Raw genomic sequence first — 17,991 nt, 5'->3', positions numbered from 1 at the left:
TTTTGCGGCCCAGTGCGGCCTCGCGTACTAGGAGGCCGATGAGCGTCACGCCGCCTTTACCGCACGCCAAATCATCTTCACCCGCTGGCGGATGGTGCTTTCGTCGGGGGCAGAACCGTGTGCCGAATTGGCGAGAAACCATTCCTGCATTTCCACGATCAGGGCCGCCTGCGTGACAGGAAGACCATGGTCGTAAACGCGCTTCACCACGGCCACGTAGAAGCCCTCCCAGTCGTATTTTCCAGGAGCGCCAGGCCCAGCGCCGCGGGCGCGATTGATGTCGTGCGCGACTTCGAAACGTTCGATCTCGTCGGCGGTGATCATGATGTCGGCGGCGGAGAACCTCGCGCCTTTGGCCGGTGCTGTGATCGTCAGCCAGTCCGCTGCCTTGAGACGACGAGCTTGTTTTACATAGACTTTCTTCGCAGCTTCGCCGAATGGGCGGAAGAGCGGGCGGACGTCACTCCCCGGCACACTGAGAAGACCGGCCGCAGATTCGTCGCCAAATTTTACCTCTCTGAACGCGGCAACGAGGTCGATTTCATCCGAAATCGCCCAGTCCACGATCTGTGTCGGGCTGCATGTCCAGCGCGCCGCTGCCTCAAGAATGGTGAACAAATACCGCGCCGGAAACGCCATAACCTACCTCTTTTCGACCCCCTGAACGACCCCGATCCCGCTAACACGAAAACAGGCCCCCGGCCTCGCGGTGGGGGTGATCATCCGGCGATTCTATGTGTGAACTGCTCTCCCCAAAGTTGTCAGATATTGGCCCTTTCGCAAGCCAGAATCCGTGGGCCCTGCTTCGATTTCTGTGGGCAAAGGTCCGGATTAATTGCCCGGTTTGTTTCCCCCGGTTTCCTCCTCTTCTCCAGTCTCCTTCGTGTGGTTGTCTCGGCGTGCGGATTTTGCTGCTCCGATCGGGGAGCGCCGGACACGGAGGAAAGACATGAAAAACATTGGCTTGAATGAAACTGGCGAAGCTGAACCCGAGGTTGACACGGGCCTGCTAGAGGGCTGGCTAAACCGCACCGACCTCGCCCGGGAACTGACCCTTTCGGTCGACACATTGCAGCGCTGGGAGACCCGTCGGGTCGGCCCGCCCTGCGTCCGGGTGGGGCGCAAGGTGCTCTATCGGATGGAGGCTGTGCGGGACTGGCTGCGCGACCAAGAGGCCCGCAAGGCCGGTGCCAACCGCGCTGTAGCCGGTCGGCGTTGAGGGGGAAATCATGCCAATCAACACCGCAAACGGCCCGTTCTCCATCACCGCTCTGATCACCGAGGCACAACGCGAGTTGGACATGCGGCGCCAGTACTACTGGTCACGAGTCCGGGCGGGAAAAATGCGCCAGGACGAGGCTGACAAGCGCATTGCGTTGATGGCCGCGATCGTGAAACGCCTCACGGTCACTGCGGCGCTATGAGCCACAAGGCCACCAACTGGGCGATCCAGCAGCGCGGGCTTAGCCCCGCGACCAAGCTGGTGCTCTGGCATCTTTGCGACCGGCACAACCCGGATTTCGGGTGCTTTCCGTCGCAGGACCAGTTGGCGGCCGATGCCGAAATCTCCCGCGCCTCACTGAACGTCCACCTCGAAAAGCTGGAAATGTCCGGGCTGATCCGCAGGCAGAGGCGGATCGATGAAGACACCCGGAAGCAGAAATCCACCCGCTACATTCTGGGATTTGAGGAGGATTTCGGCCGTGAGCCGTGTCCAGAATCTGGACATGGAAATGGGCAAAAGCCGTGTCCAGATTTTGCCAAAAGCCGTGTCCAGATTCTGGACACTAACCTTGTAAGAGAACCAGTAACTACTACCGCGCGTGACGCAGGCGCGAGCGGCGCTGCCGAGATGGCCTGCCTTGCAGCCTGCGGCGAAGGCCTGACCGGCCCCGCCCGGGCGTCAATCACGGCGACTGGTGCCGTGATCGAGGGCTGGCTGGCGAAGGGCTATGACCTCACCGCGGATATCCTGCCCGCCTTGGCCGATCGGACCAAGCACAAGCGATCCGACCCGATCCGGACGTGGGATTATTTCACGCTGGCCATTGCAAAATGGCATGCGCAGCGGATGGCCCTGGCGGCAAAGGCAAAAAGTGATGGGGAACCGGGATCTGTGCCCACGCTCACCGCCTACGAAATCATGGTCCGCACCGCCGAGTGGATCAATTCCGGCCGCTACGTCCCGCCCAGCGCCGTGTCCACATCCAAGCGCGCAGCGCTTCTGGCAGCTGGGCTGGTCACCGAGGCCACGTTACGGGATCGCCAAATCTACTGAACCCCGATGGAGAACCGAATGACCTTAAGCCCCCGCGACATCGAGGATCGCTTCGAGGAAGCCGCCTATGTCCTGCGCCGTCTGCCTGAGAGGGACCGGCCCCGGGGCTATAGCTCGTACTGGCCTGCCGTAGTGCATGATGCCAAGCACGCCTACGGCTACACGCCCGAAGCCCCGATGCGGGTGACCCCAAGTGCCGCCGCAATCACCCGGATGGAGGAATGCCTCGACTGGTTGTTGCTGGTCGATCCCGAGGATGCTCGGATCGTCTGGCTTCGGGCCGAGGGCGCGCGTTGGCGGCAGGTCTGCATCCGCGCCGGGTGTGTTCGATCGACCGCTTGGCGTCGTTGGGCCGCAGCCCTTCTGACCATTTCCAAGAAGCTGAATTCCCAAACGAAATCAAAGCGCAAGCTGAAGGTGCCGGATTAAACCGGCGCAATACCGTGCGAAAGCGTGGCCAACCCGCAGGACAACCCGCAAAACGCGTTGAACTTCGGGCGCGACACTTCTTCCGGTTCTGGAGCATAAAGCAGATAGGATGGTGGAACACATGGGCGACAGATCGCTTGGCTCCACCACCCGCTCGGGCGCAATCCCTCGCCCCCCGTATGCTCCCCCCCGGCCTTGGTTCCACCTGGGCTTGAGGCGCATGCGGGGGGCAAGAGCGCGCTAAGCCTCTAGCGTCACACATTTTTTCTGGGTTCGCGCCCTGGGTTCGCACAATTGGGTTCGCAGGTACGCACGCACCCCCCGACCGTCGTTTTCGCCCGCCTCCATGCTGCCTCAACTGGCCCGGTGTTCGTCACCGGGCCTTTTCCTTTCAGGAGATCGCCCCTTGCAGATCGACATGATGCAAACCGCCCGGCTGGTGCCCTACATCCGCAACGCTCGCACCCATTCCGCCGATCAGGTGGCGCAGATCGCGGCCTCGATGGCGGAGTTTGGTTTCACCAACCCGATCCTGATCGGCGAGGACGACGTGATCATCGCCGGGCACGGGCGGCTCTTGGCCGCGCAATCTCTCGGCCTGACCAAGGTGCCGGTGATCGTCCTGGATCATCTGTCCGAGGCCCAACGCCGCGCGCTGATCCTGGCCGACAACCGGATTGCCGAGAACGCCGGATGGGACAACGCGATGCTGGCCTCGGAACTGGCGGCGCTGCGCGAAGAGAACTTCGATCTGGACATGATCGGCTTTGACGAAGCTGAACTGGAGGAATTGCTGGCGGGGTTTGAATTTGGTGATGCTGGCGCGCTGGGCGGTGGAGGTCAAGGCGGCGGGGCTGGCGAAGGCGACGCCCAAACGGGCACCTCGTCCGCCGGGAGCCTGGCCGCCCGCTTTGGCATCCCGCCTTTCTCGATCCTCGATGCCCGCAAAGGCTGGTGGCAGGATCGCAAGCGGGCCTGGCTGGACATCGGCATCCGCTCTGAACTCGGCCGCGGCGAAGGTGATCGCGCCTGCCCCGGGGGCAGTCCGATGCCCGGCAATGGCTCGCGCAAGGATTACAAGCCGGGTGCGGCCAAGGCCTTCAACGACGGCGCGATCCTCGGCGGCGGTGGGCTCGCCGATCAGGTCGCCAAGGCGGCCACCGCTCGCCGCCAGAAAAAGGAAGCCGCCCATGGTTAAGTCGCCCGCCCGCACTTTCGGCCAAGACCTGATGCGCGGCGAGCATGTGGTCGGCGGCGACAAGACCAACGGCGGCGTCCTGATGCCGTCTCATTCGTCAGGTGACCCAAGCTTCTATGCCAAGAAGCGCGCCAAGGAGGCCGAACTGGGCCACGAGTTGACCACCGAGGCCTTTCTTGCCGATCATTACCAAGCCTCCGATGCTGCCACCGCATCCGGCACATCGATCTTCGATCCGGTCCTGTGCGAAATCGCTTATCGCTGGTTCTGCCCCCAGGGCGGCATGGTCCTCGATCCCTTCGCAGGCGGATCGGTTCGCGGCATCGTCGCCTCGCAATTGGGCCGGTTCTACGTTGGCGTCGAACTCCGCGCCGAACAGGTCGCTGCCAATCGGGCCCAGGCCGCGCTGGGCGCAGGCCCAACCCCGCAGTGGATCACCGGAGACAGCCGCGATATCGCCACTCTGGCGAAATCTGTTGATGCCGACCTGATCTTTAGCTGCCCGCCCTATTGGAACCTTGAGGTCTATTCCGACGATCCGGCCGACCTTTCCACGCTGGGCAAAGATGCTTTCTTCGACGCTTACGCCCAGATCATCGCCGGGGCGGTCTCGCGTCTCCGCAACGATCGCTTCGCTGTTTGGGTGATCGGCGATGTGCGTGACGCGGGCGGTTTCTTCGTGAATTTGCCCGGCAAAACGGTCGAGGCATTCGAAGCCGCAGGCGCCCGGTTCTACAACGATGCGATCCTCGTCACCGCCGTCGGGTCGCTGCCGATCCGTGCTGGGCGCCAGTTTGAAGCCTCGCGCAAGCTCGGCCGCACTCATCAGAATGTGCTGGTGTTCTGCAAGGGAGACCCCAAGCGGGCCACGGAGGCGATTGGGCAGGTGGAGTTTGGCGAGATTGACGAGGCCGATGGCGCCACCGACGAGGCACCCCAGGAATGACCGCGCCCATTGTACAAACCCATTCGGGGATCTGGGTGGTCCGCGATGACTTGCACCCCGGCGGGACCAAGGCCCGGTTCATCGGTAAGGTGTTCGATGGCGTGCAAGAGGCCGTCTATGCCAGCCCGCCCGAGGGCGGCGCCCAGACCGCTCTGGCGCATATCGCCAAAGCCTTGGGCAAGAAGGCGACGATTTTCGTGGCTCAGCGCGCCAAGCCACACGCCCGGACGTTGGAAGCCGCCCGCCTCGGCGCCAAGGTGGTGCCCGTGTTGCCGGGATATCTGACCGTGGTTCAAAGCCGGGCCCGCGAATATTGCCGAAACAGCGGGGCTTCGCTGATCCCATTCGGGGCAGACATCCCGGGTGGCATCGAGACAATCGCGGCCGCCGCGCAAGAGACCGGCCTTGAACCGGACGAGGTATGGTGCGCAGCAGGGTCGGGCGTTTTGGCGCGCGGGTTAGCGCTGGCCTGGCCGAATGCAAGGCGCCACGTCGTGCAGATCGGGCGGGAACTTGCGCCAAAGGATGTCGCTGGCGCCCGCATCCATGTCTATCCCCGGGCCTTCGGGCAGGTGGCTATCATGGGCGCGCCCTTCCCGGCGGACCCGCATTATGACGCAAAGGCTTGGGATTTCTGTGCGGCGATGCGTGGGCCAGGACAGGTGTTGTTTTGGAACGTGGCACCACTACCAAGGGCATGAAATTTGGCAACAAAGTGCCATCGCTTTCAATGGCTAGGTATTTTCAAACGRCCAAGAAGCGAACATGGCTATCGACGGGAAGAACGAAGAGAGGGCGGTTTTCTCCTGCCATCAATAGGTTATAGACTCAGACTCAGACAGAGTTCTCTTTTGCGGAGCCAATAGTGCCGATAGTTCTCCAAGACGTAGTTGCGACGTCCAGTGACCTCATGGGCGTAAAGGCAGTTTGGGGAACATCGCGTGAACCTGTAATGTGCTTTGGTTCGAGAGGTGATCCCGCGGTAAAGGACAAAGCACACTTTTCGCAGGCACGGATCACGGCTGAAAAGGCGATTGAGCGACCTTACTTCATCACAATAGGCGGCGGCGATCAGGTTCCAGAAGGCCTTCGAGGACGCGTTCTTGAGATAGTTCGTGGAACTGGTGTTTACGGCGAAACGACCGCATTTGTTCAAGACGATGGGCTGCGCAAGCGGCTCGCCCAATGGCCAGTCGCTATCATCGTCTCGGAAATATACACGATCAAGGGCCATCCTAGGCTGGTTGAAGACTTGGGTTTCGCAGACCGCAGGATTTTGACGAATGCGTTCGATTCCGTGATCCGGCCCGAAGGACAAATAGACGAGCTATGGGAAGCACTCAAAGATTGGGAAGTTGAACGACGCTGGGAAATTGCTTTGCCTCCGGGATTCAAAGACCCGGGAAGAGTGATGATGTTTGGAACTATGTATCCGAAACTCGACAGCTCATCTGCCGAAGGAAAGCGAATTTGGAAACTTTCGCAGGAGGCCGAGCGTGATCCGAAGCTGGCGCGTGAAGTCAAAGACTTGAACCGATCACGGAATAGCGGTGTCATCGTATGCGAGGCTTGCGGCTTCGCCGACGCGGCCAACGGCATGTTTGACGCTCATCATCTTCGGCCACTTGCAGCCGGTGACAGGCAAAGTCGAGTTGACGACTTCGCAGTGCTGTGTCCAACTTGCCATCGATGGGCACATGCAAAGGCCTCAGACAAGCTTTCGCCAGTGTCCATCGAAGAAATTGCGCTGAATCGCGGTGGCCCAGCCGTGGCCGTCGACGGCACTTGACGAGTACTCTAGAGCTTTCGCCTTCTTTAGTTCCGCTAGTGCAGGACATCCGCCAGCCCAAGACCCTCAAACGCCGCTTTCATCTCCGGAGCAAACCCCGGATCGATCCGGGCCGGGCCGTAACCATGCGCCCGGTTCCACTCATCTATCTCCCGCAGTTCGGCGGCGAACTCCTCGGGTGACGCGGCCTCCTTCAAGGTCGTGTCGCCCTCACAATAGCTGAAGATCACCAGTCGGGTTGGGTTGGCCCAAGTCCCGAAGTATGACGCATCTTGCGCCGTATCGACCTGCGCCCAGCCGTTCTCGTAGCTGCAAAGGCCGAAATCGTAGGCATAGCGGTCGCCGGGGCAGAATTCGCGGGTGATCTTCATGCCACCACCGGCGCGCGGGCGGTGATGGCGAGGACGCAGAGGTCGCGGTAGCGCGCCATGGCTTTCGGGCTGGATGAGACCGGGTTGATCTCGAAGGCCTGCAAACCGGCGATGTCGCCCGCTTCGGCCAAAGCCACGATCTGCGCCAGCTTGGTGCGGAACCGGGCGTGGGTGGGTTTGGAGAAATCCGGCGGCTGCGGCAAGGCGCCGGTCTGCGCCTGATCGAGGATGGCTTGGCGCTTGCCGATCACCGGGGCAATAGCTGCCGCCGGTTCTTCGGCGATCGCCGGGGTTGTCTCGGTGGACGGTTCGTTGTTGCCGTATTTCAGAACCAAGATCAGCCGGGCCTCGGCCTGCTCAAAGGTGTCGGCCGACATGATCGAGGTGAAGGTGAGGGCGGCGCGCTCCTCGCCGATCCCGGCGACCAAGAGTTGCGCCAGATTGTCACCCGCCTTCTTGGCGCTGGCGCTGGGCGCGATCGGCGCTTCGGAAAGGTGCTGAGCAAGCGTGTCGATTTGGGCGGCGGTGAGGGATTTGGTTTTCATGGTCTTTGTCCTTTAGGCGTTGATGATGTGGGCGGAATGGCCGAGGGAGGTTACCGCGTAGATCATGGTGCGGCCGTCGCCGATGCTGGCCCCGAAGGCTTGTGCCTCGGGCAGCGTGGCGAATTGCTGGCGGGTGCGGGTTGAGGGCGTCCGGCCGCGGGCCGCGACAAAGTGGGCGGCGTTCTTCAAGCAGAATTCTTCGTGGGTCGTCAGGGGTTTCATGGTGGTCTCCATTGCGTTGCGATGGGTGCAGACAGCGCACGAGACCAAAAGAGAGCAACTCCTAAGTCACTGAATAAATGAGGTTTCGGTCAGAATGGGAGTGTCCCGGCGAAGCTATGCCGCGCAGCGCGGCGTCTCCGAGGCGGCGGTGCGCAAAGCCATTGCCACAGGGCGCATCACGACGCTGCCCGACGGTACAATTGACCCCGCCCGGGCGGATTCCGAATGGGGCGCCCAGACCGATCCGGCAAAACAACGTGGCCAACAGGCCCGCCTGATGGCCCTTGAGACGGCGGCCGGAACGACCAGGGCGGCGGCGGCCACCAGGCCGGTGCCGCAAGCGGCGCTGAAAGCGGTCGCCGACACCTTGCGCGATGCCGGAACCGACCCGGCCCCAGGCGAGGCGACCGGCGGCGAGGTATCGTTCCTGCGCGCCCGGATGGCCAACGAAGTTCTGAAAGCCCAGACCGCCAAAGTCCGGCTCGAAAAGATGAAGGCCGAGGTCATCGATCGGGCCCGGGCGACGGCGATGGTTTTCGATCTGGCCCGGCGCGAGCGCGATGCCTGGCTGAACTGGCCGCCGCGGGTGGCGGCAAACATGGCGGCGGAACTGGGCGTCGATGCCCATCGGATGGAGCAGGTTCTGGACATGTATCTGCGTGCACACCTGACGGATATGGCGGAGGTCAAGATTGAGCTCCGTTGAAACCTTCGACGGCGCCGAGGAAGTCCGACGCGCCTGGATGGCAGGGCTCGCCCCCGATCCTTCGCTGACCGTCTCGCAATGGGCCGACCGCCACCGCGTCTTGTCGTCGCGAGCGGCGTCGGAGGCGGGGCCCTACCGCACGGCGCGGACGCCCTACATGAAAGCCGTGATGGACGCCCTGTCGCCGCGCAACCCGGCGCAGCGCGTCGTGTTCATGAAGGCGGCGCAGGTCGGCGCCACTGAGGCGGGCAACAACTGGATCGGGTTCTGCATGCACCGCGCACCGGGGCCGTTTCTGGCGGTGCAGCCCACGGTCGATCTGGCCAAGCGTCTGTCGCAGCAACGGATCGACCCGCTGATCGAGGAAAGCCCGGATCTGCGCGCGCTGGTCTTGCCGTCGCGGTCGCGGGATGCCGGGAACACAGTTCTGGGCAAGCGCTTTCCGGGCGGCCAGTTGATCTTGACCGGCGCCAACTCCGCGGTCGGCCTGCGGTCGATGCCCGCGCGCTGGGTCTTTCTGGACGAGGTTGATGCCTATCCGGGTGATGTCGACGGCGAGGGTGATCCGATTGCCTTGGCCGAAGCACGGACTATCAGCTTCGGGCATCGCTCAAAGCTGTTCCTCGCCTCCACCCCCACGATCAAAGGAGTGAGTCGGATCGAACGGGAATATGAGGCGTCCGACCAGCAGCGTTATCACGTCCCCTGCCCGCATTGCGGAGTCCTGCAATGGCTGAAATTCGAACGGCTGCACTGGCCGAAAGGCCTGCCCGATCGCACCCACTATGTCTGCGAGGCCTGCGAGGAAGCGATCGAGGAACGCCACAAGCCTTGGATGATGGCGGAGGCCAATGGTGCCGACTGGATGCCGATAGCGTCCCCCGAGCAAGTGGCCGCGGCGAAAGCGGCGGGCATCGTGGGCTTCCATATATCCGGGCTCTATTCGCCGTTGGGCTGGTTGTCTTGGGAGGAAATCGCGAGGGGCTGGGAAGCCGCCCAGGGCAATGACGCCGCCCTGAAGACCCTGAAGAACACGGTTCTGGGGGAGACTTGGCAGGAGCGCGGCGAGGCCCCCGACTGGCAGCGGGTGTATGAACGGCGCGAGCCTTGGCAGCTGGGACAGGTCCCGGACGGCGTTCTGGTGCTGACCGCCGGGGCGGACGTCCAACGTGAAGGCCGGATCGAGGTCGATGTCTGGGGCTGGGGTCGCAATCTGCGGTCGTGGCTCGTCGATCATATCGTCGTCGAAGGTGAAATCGCCAATCCTGCAACCTGGGATCAGGTGACGGCGATCCTGAGCCAAACTTGGCCACATGCAGGCGGCCAGCGGATGGGCCTGGCGCGTCTTGCCATCGACACCGGCGACGGTGTCACAACCGACGCGGTGTATTCTTGGGTACGGGCGCAAGGTCGGGGCCAAGTGATCGCGGTCAAGGGCGTCGGTGGATTTGACCGGTCCAGCCCGGTGGACGGGCCGACCTTTGTCGAGGTGACCGAGCGCGGCCATAAAATCCGTCGCGGCGTGCAGCTTTGGAAAGTCGCGGTGTCGGTCTTCAAATCCGAAACCTATCGTTACCTGCGCCTTGCGCCCCCGACCGACGAAGAGGTGGCAGCAGGCGGTGCCTGGCCGTCCGGATTCGTCCACATCCCTCGCGGGATCACTTCGGAATGGGTGCGCCAGCTGACGGCCGAGCAGCTGGTGACGATCAAGACCCGGCACGGCTTTCCAAAGCTGGAATGGCAGAAGATCCGGGATCGGAACGAGGCCCTCGACAACCGGGTTTATGCCCGGGCCGCCGCCTGGCTGATGGGCCTCGATCGCTGGGACGAGCCGCGCTGGGAACAGATGGAATTGCAACTCGATCCGGCCCCAAAGCCGGGCCGGGAAGAAGTGGAAGTGGCAGGGCGCCCTAACGCGCCCCTGCCGCGCACAACGCAACAAGCGCCAAAGCCGTCCGGATGGATGGGCCCAAGGCGCGGAAAGTGGTTCTAGAATGGCATGGACGCAAGCTGATCTTGACGCGCTGAAAGAGGCTTACGCCACCGGCACGCTGCGCGTGCGCCTGCCCGATGGGCGCGAGGTAAGCTATCCGAGCGGCGATGATCTCTTGCGCCGCATCCGAATTGTCGAAGCCGATCTGACGGCGGCGGTTGCTGGCCAACCCACGCCGGTCGGGCGATTTGCGACGTTTCGGAGGGGATGATGGTTGAGCGCGCAAGCCAACCCGCGCCGGGCGTGCCATGGGGCTTCATGGACAGCGCGGTGGCAATCGTGTCGCCCTCGACCGCCGCCCGCCGTTATGCGGCCCGAGTGGCGATCGCTAATCTGCGGCGGGGCTATGAAGGCGGCAGTAATGGCCGGGCGACATCCAACTGGACCTCGGTCAATTCCTCGGCCGACGCCGAAATCGCCGCTGCCTCCGGCCCGCTCAGGTCGCGATCGCGCGATCTCGTGCGCAACAACGCCCTCGCAGCCCAAGCGGTGCAGGTGCTGGTCAACAATATCGTGGGTCCTGGCATTCGGCCCCGCGCCGCCTCGGGCAATCGGACGCTGAACCGAAAGATCGACAAGCTTTGGAGTGCGTTTTCTCGGTCCTGCGATTTCTATGGCCTGACCGATTTCTACGGCCTGCAAAACCTCGCTGTCCGCGAGATGATCGAGGCCGGGGATATCCTTGGCCTGAAGATCACCGACCGTTCGGCAGCAGTGCCCCTCAAACTGCAACTGCGCGAGATTGACCATTTGGATGCCGCCCGGGTGCAGGTCGTGGCAGCGAACGGCTATATCGACCAGGGCATCGAATACGACGCCTCCGGCCGCCGGTCTGGATATTGGATGTTCCCCGAGCATCCCGGCGGCAATCGGATGGTGTTTAGGGCGCGGTTTCAATCTGAAAGGATCGGAGCGGGCCAAGTCCTGCACATGTTCGAACGCCAGCGGGTGCAGAACCGGGGTGTGCCATGGTCAGCACCCGCGATGCTCGCGCTGCGCGATCTGGGCGACTGGCAGCAGGCCGAACTGGTGCGCAAGAAGACCGAGGCCTGCCTTGTCGGTATCGTCTTTGGCGATGACGAGACCCAGAATTCCGTGGCGCCAATCGTCCAAGACGGCGCAGGCAATCAGGTCGAACAGTTTGAGCCCGGCCTGATCGCCTATGCCCGGGGCGGCAAGGACATCAAGTTCAACCAGCCCGCCTCCACCGCCGGGATTGCCGAATGGAACCGGGTGCAGATGCAGATGATCGCGGCCGGATTCCGAGTGCCCTATGCCCTGATGACCGGCGATCTGAGCCAGAACAACTTTTCGTCCAGCCGGGTCGGATTGAACGAATTCCGCCGGATGGTCGAACAGCTGCAATGGCAGACAGTCATCCCGATGTTCTGCGATCCGGTCTGGGGCTGGTTCATCGAGGCCTGCCAGCTTGCGGGCCAGATCCCCGTAGATGCACTCGTTCCCGCCGAATGGGCCCCGCCGCGCTTTGAGATGATCAACCCCTTGCAGGACGTGCAGGCCGATCTTCTGGAAACTCGGGCGGGGTTCGCCTCGCCGCAGCAAATGATCGCCAAGCGCGGCTATGATCCCCGCGCTGTGATCGACGATTGGGCGGCCCATGCCGCCGAGACCGACGCGCTGGGCCTGATTTTCGATTCCGATCCGCGCAAAGTCAGCAAGGGCGGCAACGTCCAGCCAGCCGATCCGGGCCAGGCAACCCCGCCGCCGCAACAGGAGTGACCCCGATGGACCCCGAAATCCTTACCCTGCCCCTGATCGGGCGGGCGGCCTCCGTTCGCGCCGAAAGCGTCAATCAACAAACCCGCACCATCGAAATCGTCTGGACTACCGGCGCCACCGTCCAGCGGCAACGCTGGGAGGGCTGGTCCGATGTGGTCGAATATGACGAAGAACTCGTCGTCTCACCGAATGCAGTTCGCATGGGACGGATGAATGACGGTGCGCCCTTTCTGGATAGCCACAACGGCTGGTCACTGGGATCGGTTCTGGGCTCAGTCGTGCCCGGCTCGGCCCGGATCGAAGGCGGCGAGGGCACGGCCACCATTCAGCTGACCGCGGCGGCCGACGTGGCCGATCTGGTGCAACGCATCCTCGAAAAGTCGGTCCGCTTCGTCTCGGTCGGCTACCGAGTCCATCGTTATGAGATCACCAAGATCGAGGGCCAGCGCGAACTTTGGCGGGCCATCGATTGGGAACCGATGGAAGTTTCCGCCGTCGCCATGCCTGCCGATGCCGGGGCGATGATCCGTTCTGCCTCCCCCGGCATCGTCACTCCATGCGTCCTGCTCCGCCGCGACACCAATCCCCCCGCCGCACCGGCGTCAAACCCGAAAGGAATTTTCATGGACCCCGAAACTCTGCCCACCCCGTCCCCCGTTGAGCCGACGGCACCCCCGCACGCCAATCCCAGCGGTGATCAGATCGAAGCCGTCCGCATCGAAGAACGTCGCCGGACCGCCGATATCCTGACCCTTTCCCAGCGCCATGGCCTGCCCGCCGATTTCAGCAGTGATCTGATCGCCCGTGGCGTCACCCTCGATGCCGCCCGGGGAGCCATCCTTGATCGGTTGGCCGCTCAGAACCCGACCACCCGCGGCGGCGAGACTGTGCCCGCCCAGGCTGGTGGTCCGTCCAGCACCGATCTCGGTTTTCGTGATGCCGTCACCGAGGCCCTGATGCACCGACATGCCCCGGCGCAGCACGCGGTCGGTCCAAATGGCCGCGAATTCCGCGGCATGACGCTGATGGAAATGGCCCGTTTTGCCCTGGAGCGCAGGGGGATCAACACCCGCGGCATGTCGAAAATGGAACTGTCCGGCGAGGCGCTGATGAGCCGGGCCGGGGTCGGTTATCACTCGACGTCGGATTTCCCCTCGATCCTCGCCAACATCGCCAGCAAGACCCTGCGGCAGGGTTACGAATCCACCCCCCGCACCTTCATTGCCTGGGCCCGGCAAGTGACCTTGCCCGACTTCAAACAGGTCCAGCGCACCCAGCTGGGCGGCGCGCCCGATCTGGTCAAGGTGCCTGAATCCGGCGAATTCACCTATGGGACCGTTGGTGAAGGCAAGGAGGTTTATGCCCTTTCGACCTATGGCCGGATCATCGGCATCACGCGCCAGACCCTGATCAATGACGATCTGAACGCCTTCACACGCATCCCGACCGCCTTTGGCGCGGCGGCCGCCGACTTGGAATCCGATCTGGTCTATTCGATCCTCACCGGCAACCCGGTGATGAACGACACGCTGGCACTGTTCCATGCCACCCACGGCAACCTCGGCACGGCGGGCGCGATTTCGGAAACCTCGCTGACCGAAGCCTACGAACTCTATGCCAAGCAGAAGGGCCTTGAGGGCCGTCTGATCTCGATCCAACCGCGCTACATCATCGTCCCGCCGGGCACCCGGGCAGTCGAGGCCCGCAAAAACATCACCCAGACCACGCCAGCGGCCGTCGCCGGTGTGAATGCCTTTGCCAACCGGCTTGAGATCATCGAGGAGGCGCGCTTGCTGCCTGCTGCCGGTGCCAAACCATGGTTCCTCTCGGCCGATCCGTCTCGGATCGACACGGTGGAATTCGGCTATCTCGAAGGCAACAACGGCGTCTATTCCGAGACCCGCAACGGCTTTGAGGTCGACGGCATCGAAATCAAGGCACGGCACGACTTTGCCTACAAGGCCATCGACTGGCGCGGCCTCTTCCAGAACGTCGGCGTCTAACCCCCTCCAACTGCTCAACAACTTACCCAATCGGCGCGGCACCCGGCGCCGAACGTCCACCCTTTTGAATTTGGAGCACCCCCAATGAAGAACTTCGTCTATGCGGGCGACATCTGCACCTTGACCGCCCCCGCAGCGGTCACCTCCGGCTCGGGCGTGTTGTTCGGCAGCCTCTTCGGCGTGGCGCAAAAGGATCTGGCCTCAGGCGAGGATGGCCCCTTTCTCGTCGAAGGCGTGATCGATCTGCCGAAACTTGGCACCCAGGCCTGGGCGCTGGGCGATGCGGTCTATTGGAACGGCACCGCCTGCACGAACGTCGCGGGTGCGCTGAAGCGCATCGGTGCGGCCGTGAAAATCACCGGCGCCGGTGCAGGCGAGGTCCTCGGCCGGGTTCGCCTCAACGGCGCCTCGGTGACGTGAACATGCCCGCCTTTGCAACCGCCGTCGCCGCGAGTTTCCGCGATCGCAACCTCGCGGCCGATGCGCTTTACCGTCCTGGCGGGACCGGCTCCGGCTTTCCCTGCCGGGTCGTCCTCTCGGCCGAGGACCACACGGGCAATTTCGGGGAGACCCGGATCGTTTCGGACAGCGTGCTGATATCGCTTCAGATTGCCGATGCGCCAAGCCTAACCCCCGGCGACACATTGGAAATCGACGGCAGCCTCTACCGCATCCTCGGGGCCCCAGTTCGCGACGCAACCCGGCTTGTCTGGACCGCAGAGGCGCGTGAACTGTGAAGCTGACCTTTTCTGTCGAGGGCGATATCCGCGCGATCTATGGCTCGTCGATCAAAGAGGGGAAGGCCGCAGTGACGCGCGCGGTGGGCATTGCAGGGGCGCAGTTGCAAGGCAATTGGCGCAATCAAGTTGCCAGTGCTGGCCTCGGCGGCAAACTCGCGCGGACAGTCCGCAAAAGCGTCTATCCGTCGCAGACGACCTCGCTTCATGCGGCCGCACTGGTCTGGTCGAAGGCGCCGGTGATCATCGATGCCTTCGAGCGCGGGGTGTTGATCCGGTCATCCTCCGGCTTCTATCTGGCTATTCCGCTGCCCGCCGCCGGGGCCAAAGGTGTCGGTGGTAAGCGGATCACGCCCGGTGGCTGGGAACAGCGCACAGGGCGGCGGCTTGTGTTCGTCTATCGCAAGGGTCGCCATCCGTTGCTGATTGACCAAGGCGTCATCCCAGGCGGTCGCGCCCCGGCCTTTGGGATGCGCAAGAAGCGCGGCCGCAAGAACCTGTCGATCCCAATCTTTGTGTTGGTGCCGCAGGTCAAGCTGCCCAAGAAGCTGTCGCTCTTGGCAGCGGCCGATGCGGCACAAGGCGCGCTGGCGGGTCTGATCTTGAGCCAATGGCGCGACGATGGGGGCACAAAATGAGCAAACGCGAAGACGTTCTGGCGGCGCTGTTCATCCAGTTGGCCGGGGTTGGCGGGGCGACCGTGGCCCGCAACGCATCCCTGCCGACGCGTATCCCGACTGCAGGACTGGTGATCCTGCGCGATGGCACTCCCGGCGAGCCGGAGGTCAGCTTGTCGCCGCTTACTTATCACTATGACCACGAGGCGGTGGTCGAAGTGATCGTCCAGGGCGAGGCGACGCAGGATGCGCAGTTTGATGCGATCTGCGTGGCCATCGGCGTGCGGCTGGCCGCAAACCGGACCCTCGGCGGCCTCTGCGACTGGCTGGAAGGGGCGGCGCCTGATCCGACAGAGATCATCACGGAAGGCGGCGAGCCGATGAAGGGCGCCGCCGTCACGATCACCCTGACCTATTCGACCACAAACCCGATCTGAGAGAGGACACTTCATGGCCCGCGCACAAGGCGCCAGAGCCCAATTGGCGCTGGCGTTCGAATCCACCTATGGCACCCCGCCGGTGTCCGGCTTCACCAAGATGCCCTTCATTTCCACGACGCTGGGCGGCGAACAGCCGCTGTTGGACAACGAAGTGCTAGGCTTCGGCCGCGATCCGATCACCCCGGCCCGCGATGCTTTTGACGCCGATGGCGATGTAGTGATTCCGCTGGATGTCGAAAACCTCGGCTTTTGGCTAAAAGCCTGTTTCGGGGCGCCGACCACAGCTCCGGCTGTCGCCGCGACCGGGCTGATCACCTTTTCGGCGCAGCCTGCCGTCAGCAGCACGGTCACGATCAATGGCACGGCCTTCACTTTCGTTGCTTCGGGCGCCACGGGCAACCAATGCAATATAGGGGCCAGCCTGGCAGCCACGCTCACGGCGCTGGCGGTGGTGTTGAACGCAAGTGTGATCGCCGGGGTGCTGCTTTCCAGCTATGTCGGCACCGCCACGACGCTGGCTGTGACCTACAAAACGCTGGGCCTGGCGGGCAACACTTTCACCCTTGCCACCTCCATTGCGCCCGCCTCCAACGGCGTGGTTTCGGGGGCCACGATGACCGGCGGCGCCAACACCCACACCTTTGTCAGTGGCAGTTGGACCCTGCCCAGCCTGTCGCTGGAAACCCAGATGCCAGAGGTGCCGCGGTTTGCGATGTATCCGGGGTTTGTCGTGGATCAATTGTCCTGGGAATTGAAGCGGAAGGGCTATCTGCAAGGCACGATCAAACTGATCGGGCAAAGCGAGAACATCGCGGCCACCACGGCGGCAGGCACGCTGGCCGCGCAGAACTATATCCGGTTCGGGCAGTTCAACGGCGTGATCCTGAAGGACGGGGTGCAGATGGCAAACGTCACGCAAGCCCGCGTCACCTATATGAACAATCTGGAAAAGATCGACAGCATCCGGGGCGACGGCAAGATCGAAAGCGCTGATCCGTCGATCGCCGCCTGCAAGGGGCAGCTGGTGGCGCGCTTCGCCGATCTGACCCTGTTCAACCAAGCGATCGCCGGAACACCCTGCGTCTTGCTGTTCAGCCATGTGATCAGCCCAAGTGCGCGGTTCGATTTCACCGCCCACGCCGTCTATCTGCCACGTCCCCGCGCTGAGATTCAGGGGCCGAGCGGGGTGGATGCCACATTCGACTGGCAGGCGGCGCTGGCGACATCACCGGCGCGAATGACGACGGCGGTGCTCACCAATTCCGTGGCGGGGTATTGAGCGATGATCAGATTGAACCCAACCGCGCAGGACCGGGTGATCGACCTGGGCGGCGGTGTCGAATTGACCTGCGCGCCCCTGACCTCGGCAGTGTTTGCCGCCGCGCGGAACGATCCAGCTGTGATCGCCATAGTGACGGCAGGTGCCGGGCCCGAGGAGGCCACGTTGGCGACGATCAAAGCCGTCGCTCGTCGCGTCATCAAGGACTGGGATGGAGTCGGCGATGCTGAGGGAAACCCGATCAATCCCAACCCCGATCGCATCGACCAGCTGATGGATATCTGGCCCCTCTACGATGCCTTCAACGCCAAATACTGCGGCCCGGCGCTGATCCTGGTCGCTGAGGGAAACGGGTCTGCGCCCTTGCGGAATGGCATTTCGGCGGGGGCGCTGGTTATTGCGGCGAGTGCGACGAGCCCTGCGCCGACTGCCCCTACGAGGTAAACCGCCTGCAAACGGTCGAAGGCGAGGCCGTTTGGGATCTGCTGAAACGGATGACCGGCCAGCTTCGTGTGACGGGCGCAGGGCTGGTCTTCGGCCTTGACCTCGGTGCAGCACTGCAAATGGCCGACGCCCTCGGCGTGAACAAGTTCGCCCTGGTCGAAATGTTCGCAGGCACCGAGGCAGCAATCGTTCGAACGCTGAATGAGCAGATCGCCAAGAACGGCGACGGCAATTCTATTGAGGGAGACGCCTGA

Annotated in this window: 24 protein-coding genes; 20 read left to right on the top strand and 4 right to left on the bottom strand. The window is 63.2% G+C overall.

Annotated features, from left to right (window positions below; translation table 11 throughout):
* Window positions 1-45: 45 nt before the first annotated feature.
* The gene (locus AC1DVR_RS16040) at window positions 46-639 is read right to left on the bottom strand and encodes a hypothetical protein (protein WP_478001604.1); all 594 of its coding nucleotides are present in this window, start codon (window positions 637-639) and stop codon (window positions 46-48) included.
* A gap of 310 nt (window positions 640-949) precedes the next feature.
* On the opposite strand from AC1DVR_RS16040, the gene AC1DVR_RS16035 reads away from it, so the two are divergent.
* From AC1DVR_RS16035 to AC1DVR_RS16000, 8 genes are all read left to right on the top strand, one after another.
* Entirely contained in the window at window positions 950-1,219 is a 270-nt protein-coding gene (locus AC1DVR_RS16035) for a helix-turn-helix transcriptional regulator (protein ID WP_478001603.1), read from the top strand.
* 10 nt (window positions 1,220-1,229) lie between these two features.
* Window positions 1,230-1,424 (top strand): hypothetical protein, encoded by a 195-nt coding sequence (locus AC1DVR_RS16030; protein ID WP_478001602.1) that lies wholly within the window; start codon window positions 1,230-1,232, stop codon window positions 1,422-1,424.
* Window positions 1,421-2,278, top strand: coding sequence for a helix-turn-helix domain-containing protein (locus AC1DVR_RS16025; RefSeq protein WP_478001601.1), 858 nt, complete (start codon window positions 1,421-1,423; stop codon window positions 2,276-2,278). Before AC1DVR_RS16030 ends, AC1DVR_RS16025 begins: the two co-directional genes overlap by 4 nt.
* Before the next feature lie 18 nt (window positions 2,279-2,296).
* Window positions 2,297-2,707 (top strand): DUF6362 family protein, encoded by a 411-nt coding sequence (locus AC1DVR_RS16020; protein ID WP_478001600.1) that lies wholly within the window; start codon window positions 2,297-2,299, stop codon window positions 2,705-2,707.
* Window positions 2,708-3,113: 406 nt separating this feature from the next.
* A complete protein-coding gene (locus AC1DVR_RS16015) occupies window positions 3,114-3,905 on the top strand; it encodes a ParB/Srx family N-terminal domain-containing protein (RefSeq protein ID WP_478001599.1) in 792 nt (263 codons plus the stop codon).
* The gene (locus tag AC1DVR_RS16010) at window positions 3,898-4,851 is read left to right on the top strand and encodes a DNA methyltransferase (RefSeq protein ID WP_478001598.1); all 954 of its coding nucleotides are present in this window, start codon (window positions 3,898-3,900) and stop codon (window positions 4,849-4,851) included. The genes AC1DVR_RS16015 and AC1DVR_RS16010 overlap by 8 nt, the downstream gene beginning before the upstream one ends.
* Complete coding sequence (locus tag AC1DVR_RS16005) at window positions 4,848-5,552, top strand: pyridoxal-phosphate dependent enzyme (RefSeq protein WP_478001597.1); 705 nt, start codon at window positions 4,848-4,850, stop codon at window positions 5,550-5,552. The genes AC1DVR_RS16010 and AC1DVR_RS16005 overlap by 4 nt, the downstream gene beginning before the upstream one ends.
* Window positions 5,553-5,716: 164 nt before the next feature.
* A complete protein-coding gene (locus AC1DVR_RS16000) occupies window positions 5,717-6,640 on the top strand; it encodes an HNH endonuclease (protein WP_478001596.1) in 924 nt (307 codons plus the stop codon).
* A gap of 35 nt (window positions 6,641-6,675) precedes the next feature.
* Here the strand turns inward: AC1DVR_RS16000 and AC1DVR_RS15995 are convergent, their stop codons facing one another.
* The 3 genes from AC1DVR_RS15995 to AC1DVR_RS15985 are packed head-to-tail and all read right to left on the bottom strand — an operon-like array spanning window position 6,676 to window position 7,778.
* Window positions 6,676-7,011, bottom strand: coding sequence for a hypothetical protein (locus AC1DVR_RS15995; protein WP_478001595.1), 336 nt, complete (start codon window positions 7,009-7,011; stop codon window positions 6,676-6,678).
* Entirely contained in the window at window positions 7,008-7,556 is a 549-nt protein-coding gene (locus AC1DVR_RS15990; protein ID WP_478001594.1) for a hypothetical protein, read from the bottom strand. The genes AC1DVR_RS15995 and AC1DVR_RS15990 overlap by 4 nt, the downstream gene beginning before the upstream one ends.
* Before the next feature lie 12 nt (window positions 7,557-7,568).
* Window positions 7,569-7,778: a hypothetical protein gene (locus tag AC1DVR_RS15985; RefSeq protein ID WP_478001593.1), complete on the bottom strand. Its 210-nt coding sequence runs from the start codon at window positions 7,776-7,778 to the stop codon at window positions 7,569-7,571.
* 94 nt (window positions 7,779-7,872) lie between these two features.
* Here AC1DVR_RS15985 and AC1DVR_RS15980 point away from each other — a divergent pair, with 94 nt between their 5' ends.
* The 12 genes from AC1DVR_RS15980 (at window position 7,873) to AC1DVR_RS15925 (ending at window position 17,991) form a co-directional block, all read left to right on the top strand.
* Window positions 7,873-8,484, top strand: coding sequence for an elements of external origin (locus AC1DVR_RS15980; protein WP_478001592.1), 612 nt, complete (start codon window positions 7,873-7,875; stop codon window positions 8,482-8,484).
* 37 nt (window positions 8,485-8,521) lie between these two features.
* Complete coding sequence (locus AC1DVR_RS15975; RefSeq protein ID WP_478001690.1) at window positions 8,522-10,477, top strand: phage terminase large subunit family protein; 1,956 nt, start codon at window positions 8,522-8,524, stop codon at window positions 10,475-10,477.
* A 1-nt stretch (window position 10,478) separates the two neighbouring features.
* Window positions 10,479-10,688 (top strand): phage head-tail joining protein, encoded by a 210-nt coding sequence (locus AC1DVR_RS15970; RefSeq protein ID WP_478001591.1) that lies wholly within the window; start codon window positions 10,479-10,481, stop codon window positions 10,686-10,688.
* Entirely contained in the window at window positions 10,688-12,217 is a 1,530-nt protein-coding gene (locus AC1DVR_RS15965; protein ID WP_478001590.1) for a phage portal protein, read from the top strand. Before AC1DVR_RS15970 ends, AC1DVR_RS15965 begins: the two co-directional genes overlap by 1 nt.
* Window positions 12,218-12,222: 5 nt before the next feature.
* Window positions 12,223-14,220, top strand: a complete 1,998-nt coding sequence (locus AC1DVR_RS15960; protein WP_478001589.1) for a prohead protease/major capsid protein fusion protein — start codon at window positions 12,223-12,225, stop codon at window positions 14,218-14,220.
* An 84-nt stretch (window positions 14,221-14,304) separates the two neighbouring features.
* Entirely contained in the window at window positions 14,305-14,640 is a 336-nt protein-coding gene (locus AC1DVR_RS15955) for a DUF2190 family protein (RefSeq protein WP_478001588.1), read from the top strand.
* Between the two features lie 2 nt (window positions 14,641-14,642).
* On the top strand, window positions 14,643-14,957 hold the full coding sequence (locus AC1DVR_RS15950) for a head-tail joining protein (RefSeq protein WP_478001587.1): 315 nt from the start codon (window positions 14,643-14,645) through the stop codon (window positions 14,955-14,957).
* On the top strand, window positions 14,954-15,595 hold the full coding sequence (locus tag AC1DVR_RS15945) for a DUF6441 family protein (protein ID WP_478001586.1): 642 nt from the start codon (window positions 14,954-14,956) through the stop codon (window positions 15,593-15,595). The genes AC1DVR_RS15950 and AC1DVR_RS15945 overlap by 4 nt, the downstream gene beginning before the upstream one ends.
* A complete protein-coding gene (locus tag AC1DVR_RS15940) occupies window positions 15,592-16,011 on the top strand; it encodes an acyl-CoA transferase (RefSeq protein WP_478001585.1) in 420 nt (139 codons plus the stop codon). Before AC1DVR_RS15945 ends, AC1DVR_RS15940 begins: the two co-directional genes overlap by 4 nt.
* Window positions 16,012-16,024: 13 nt before the next feature.
* The gene (locus AC1DVR_RS15935; RefSeq protein WP_478001584.1) at window positions 16,025-17,293 is read left to right on the top strand and encodes a phage tail tube protein; all 1,269 of its coding nucleotides are present in this window, start codon (window positions 16,025-16,027) and stop codon (window positions 17,291-17,293) included.
* Window positions 17,294-17,296: 3 nt separating this feature from the next.
* Window positions 17,297-17,737 (top strand): hypothetical protein, encoded by a 441-nt coding sequence (locus AC1DVR_RS15930; RefSeq protein WP_478001583.1) that lies wholly within the window; start codon window positions 17,297-17,299, stop codon window positions 17,735-17,737.
* A gap of 50 nt (window positions 17,738-17,787) precedes the next feature.
* The gene (locus AC1DVR_RS15925; protein ID WP_478001582.1) at window positions 17,788-17,991 is read left to right on the top strand and encodes a DUF7697 family protein; all 204 of its coding nucleotides are present in this window, start codon (window positions 17,788-17,790) and stop codon (window positions 17,989-17,991) included.

Source organism: Rhodobacter sp. P2_H5 (assembly GCF_056403335.1).
Note: the sequence above shows the minus strand (reverse complement) of the source record. Positions and strands in the feature narration are given on the sequence as shown.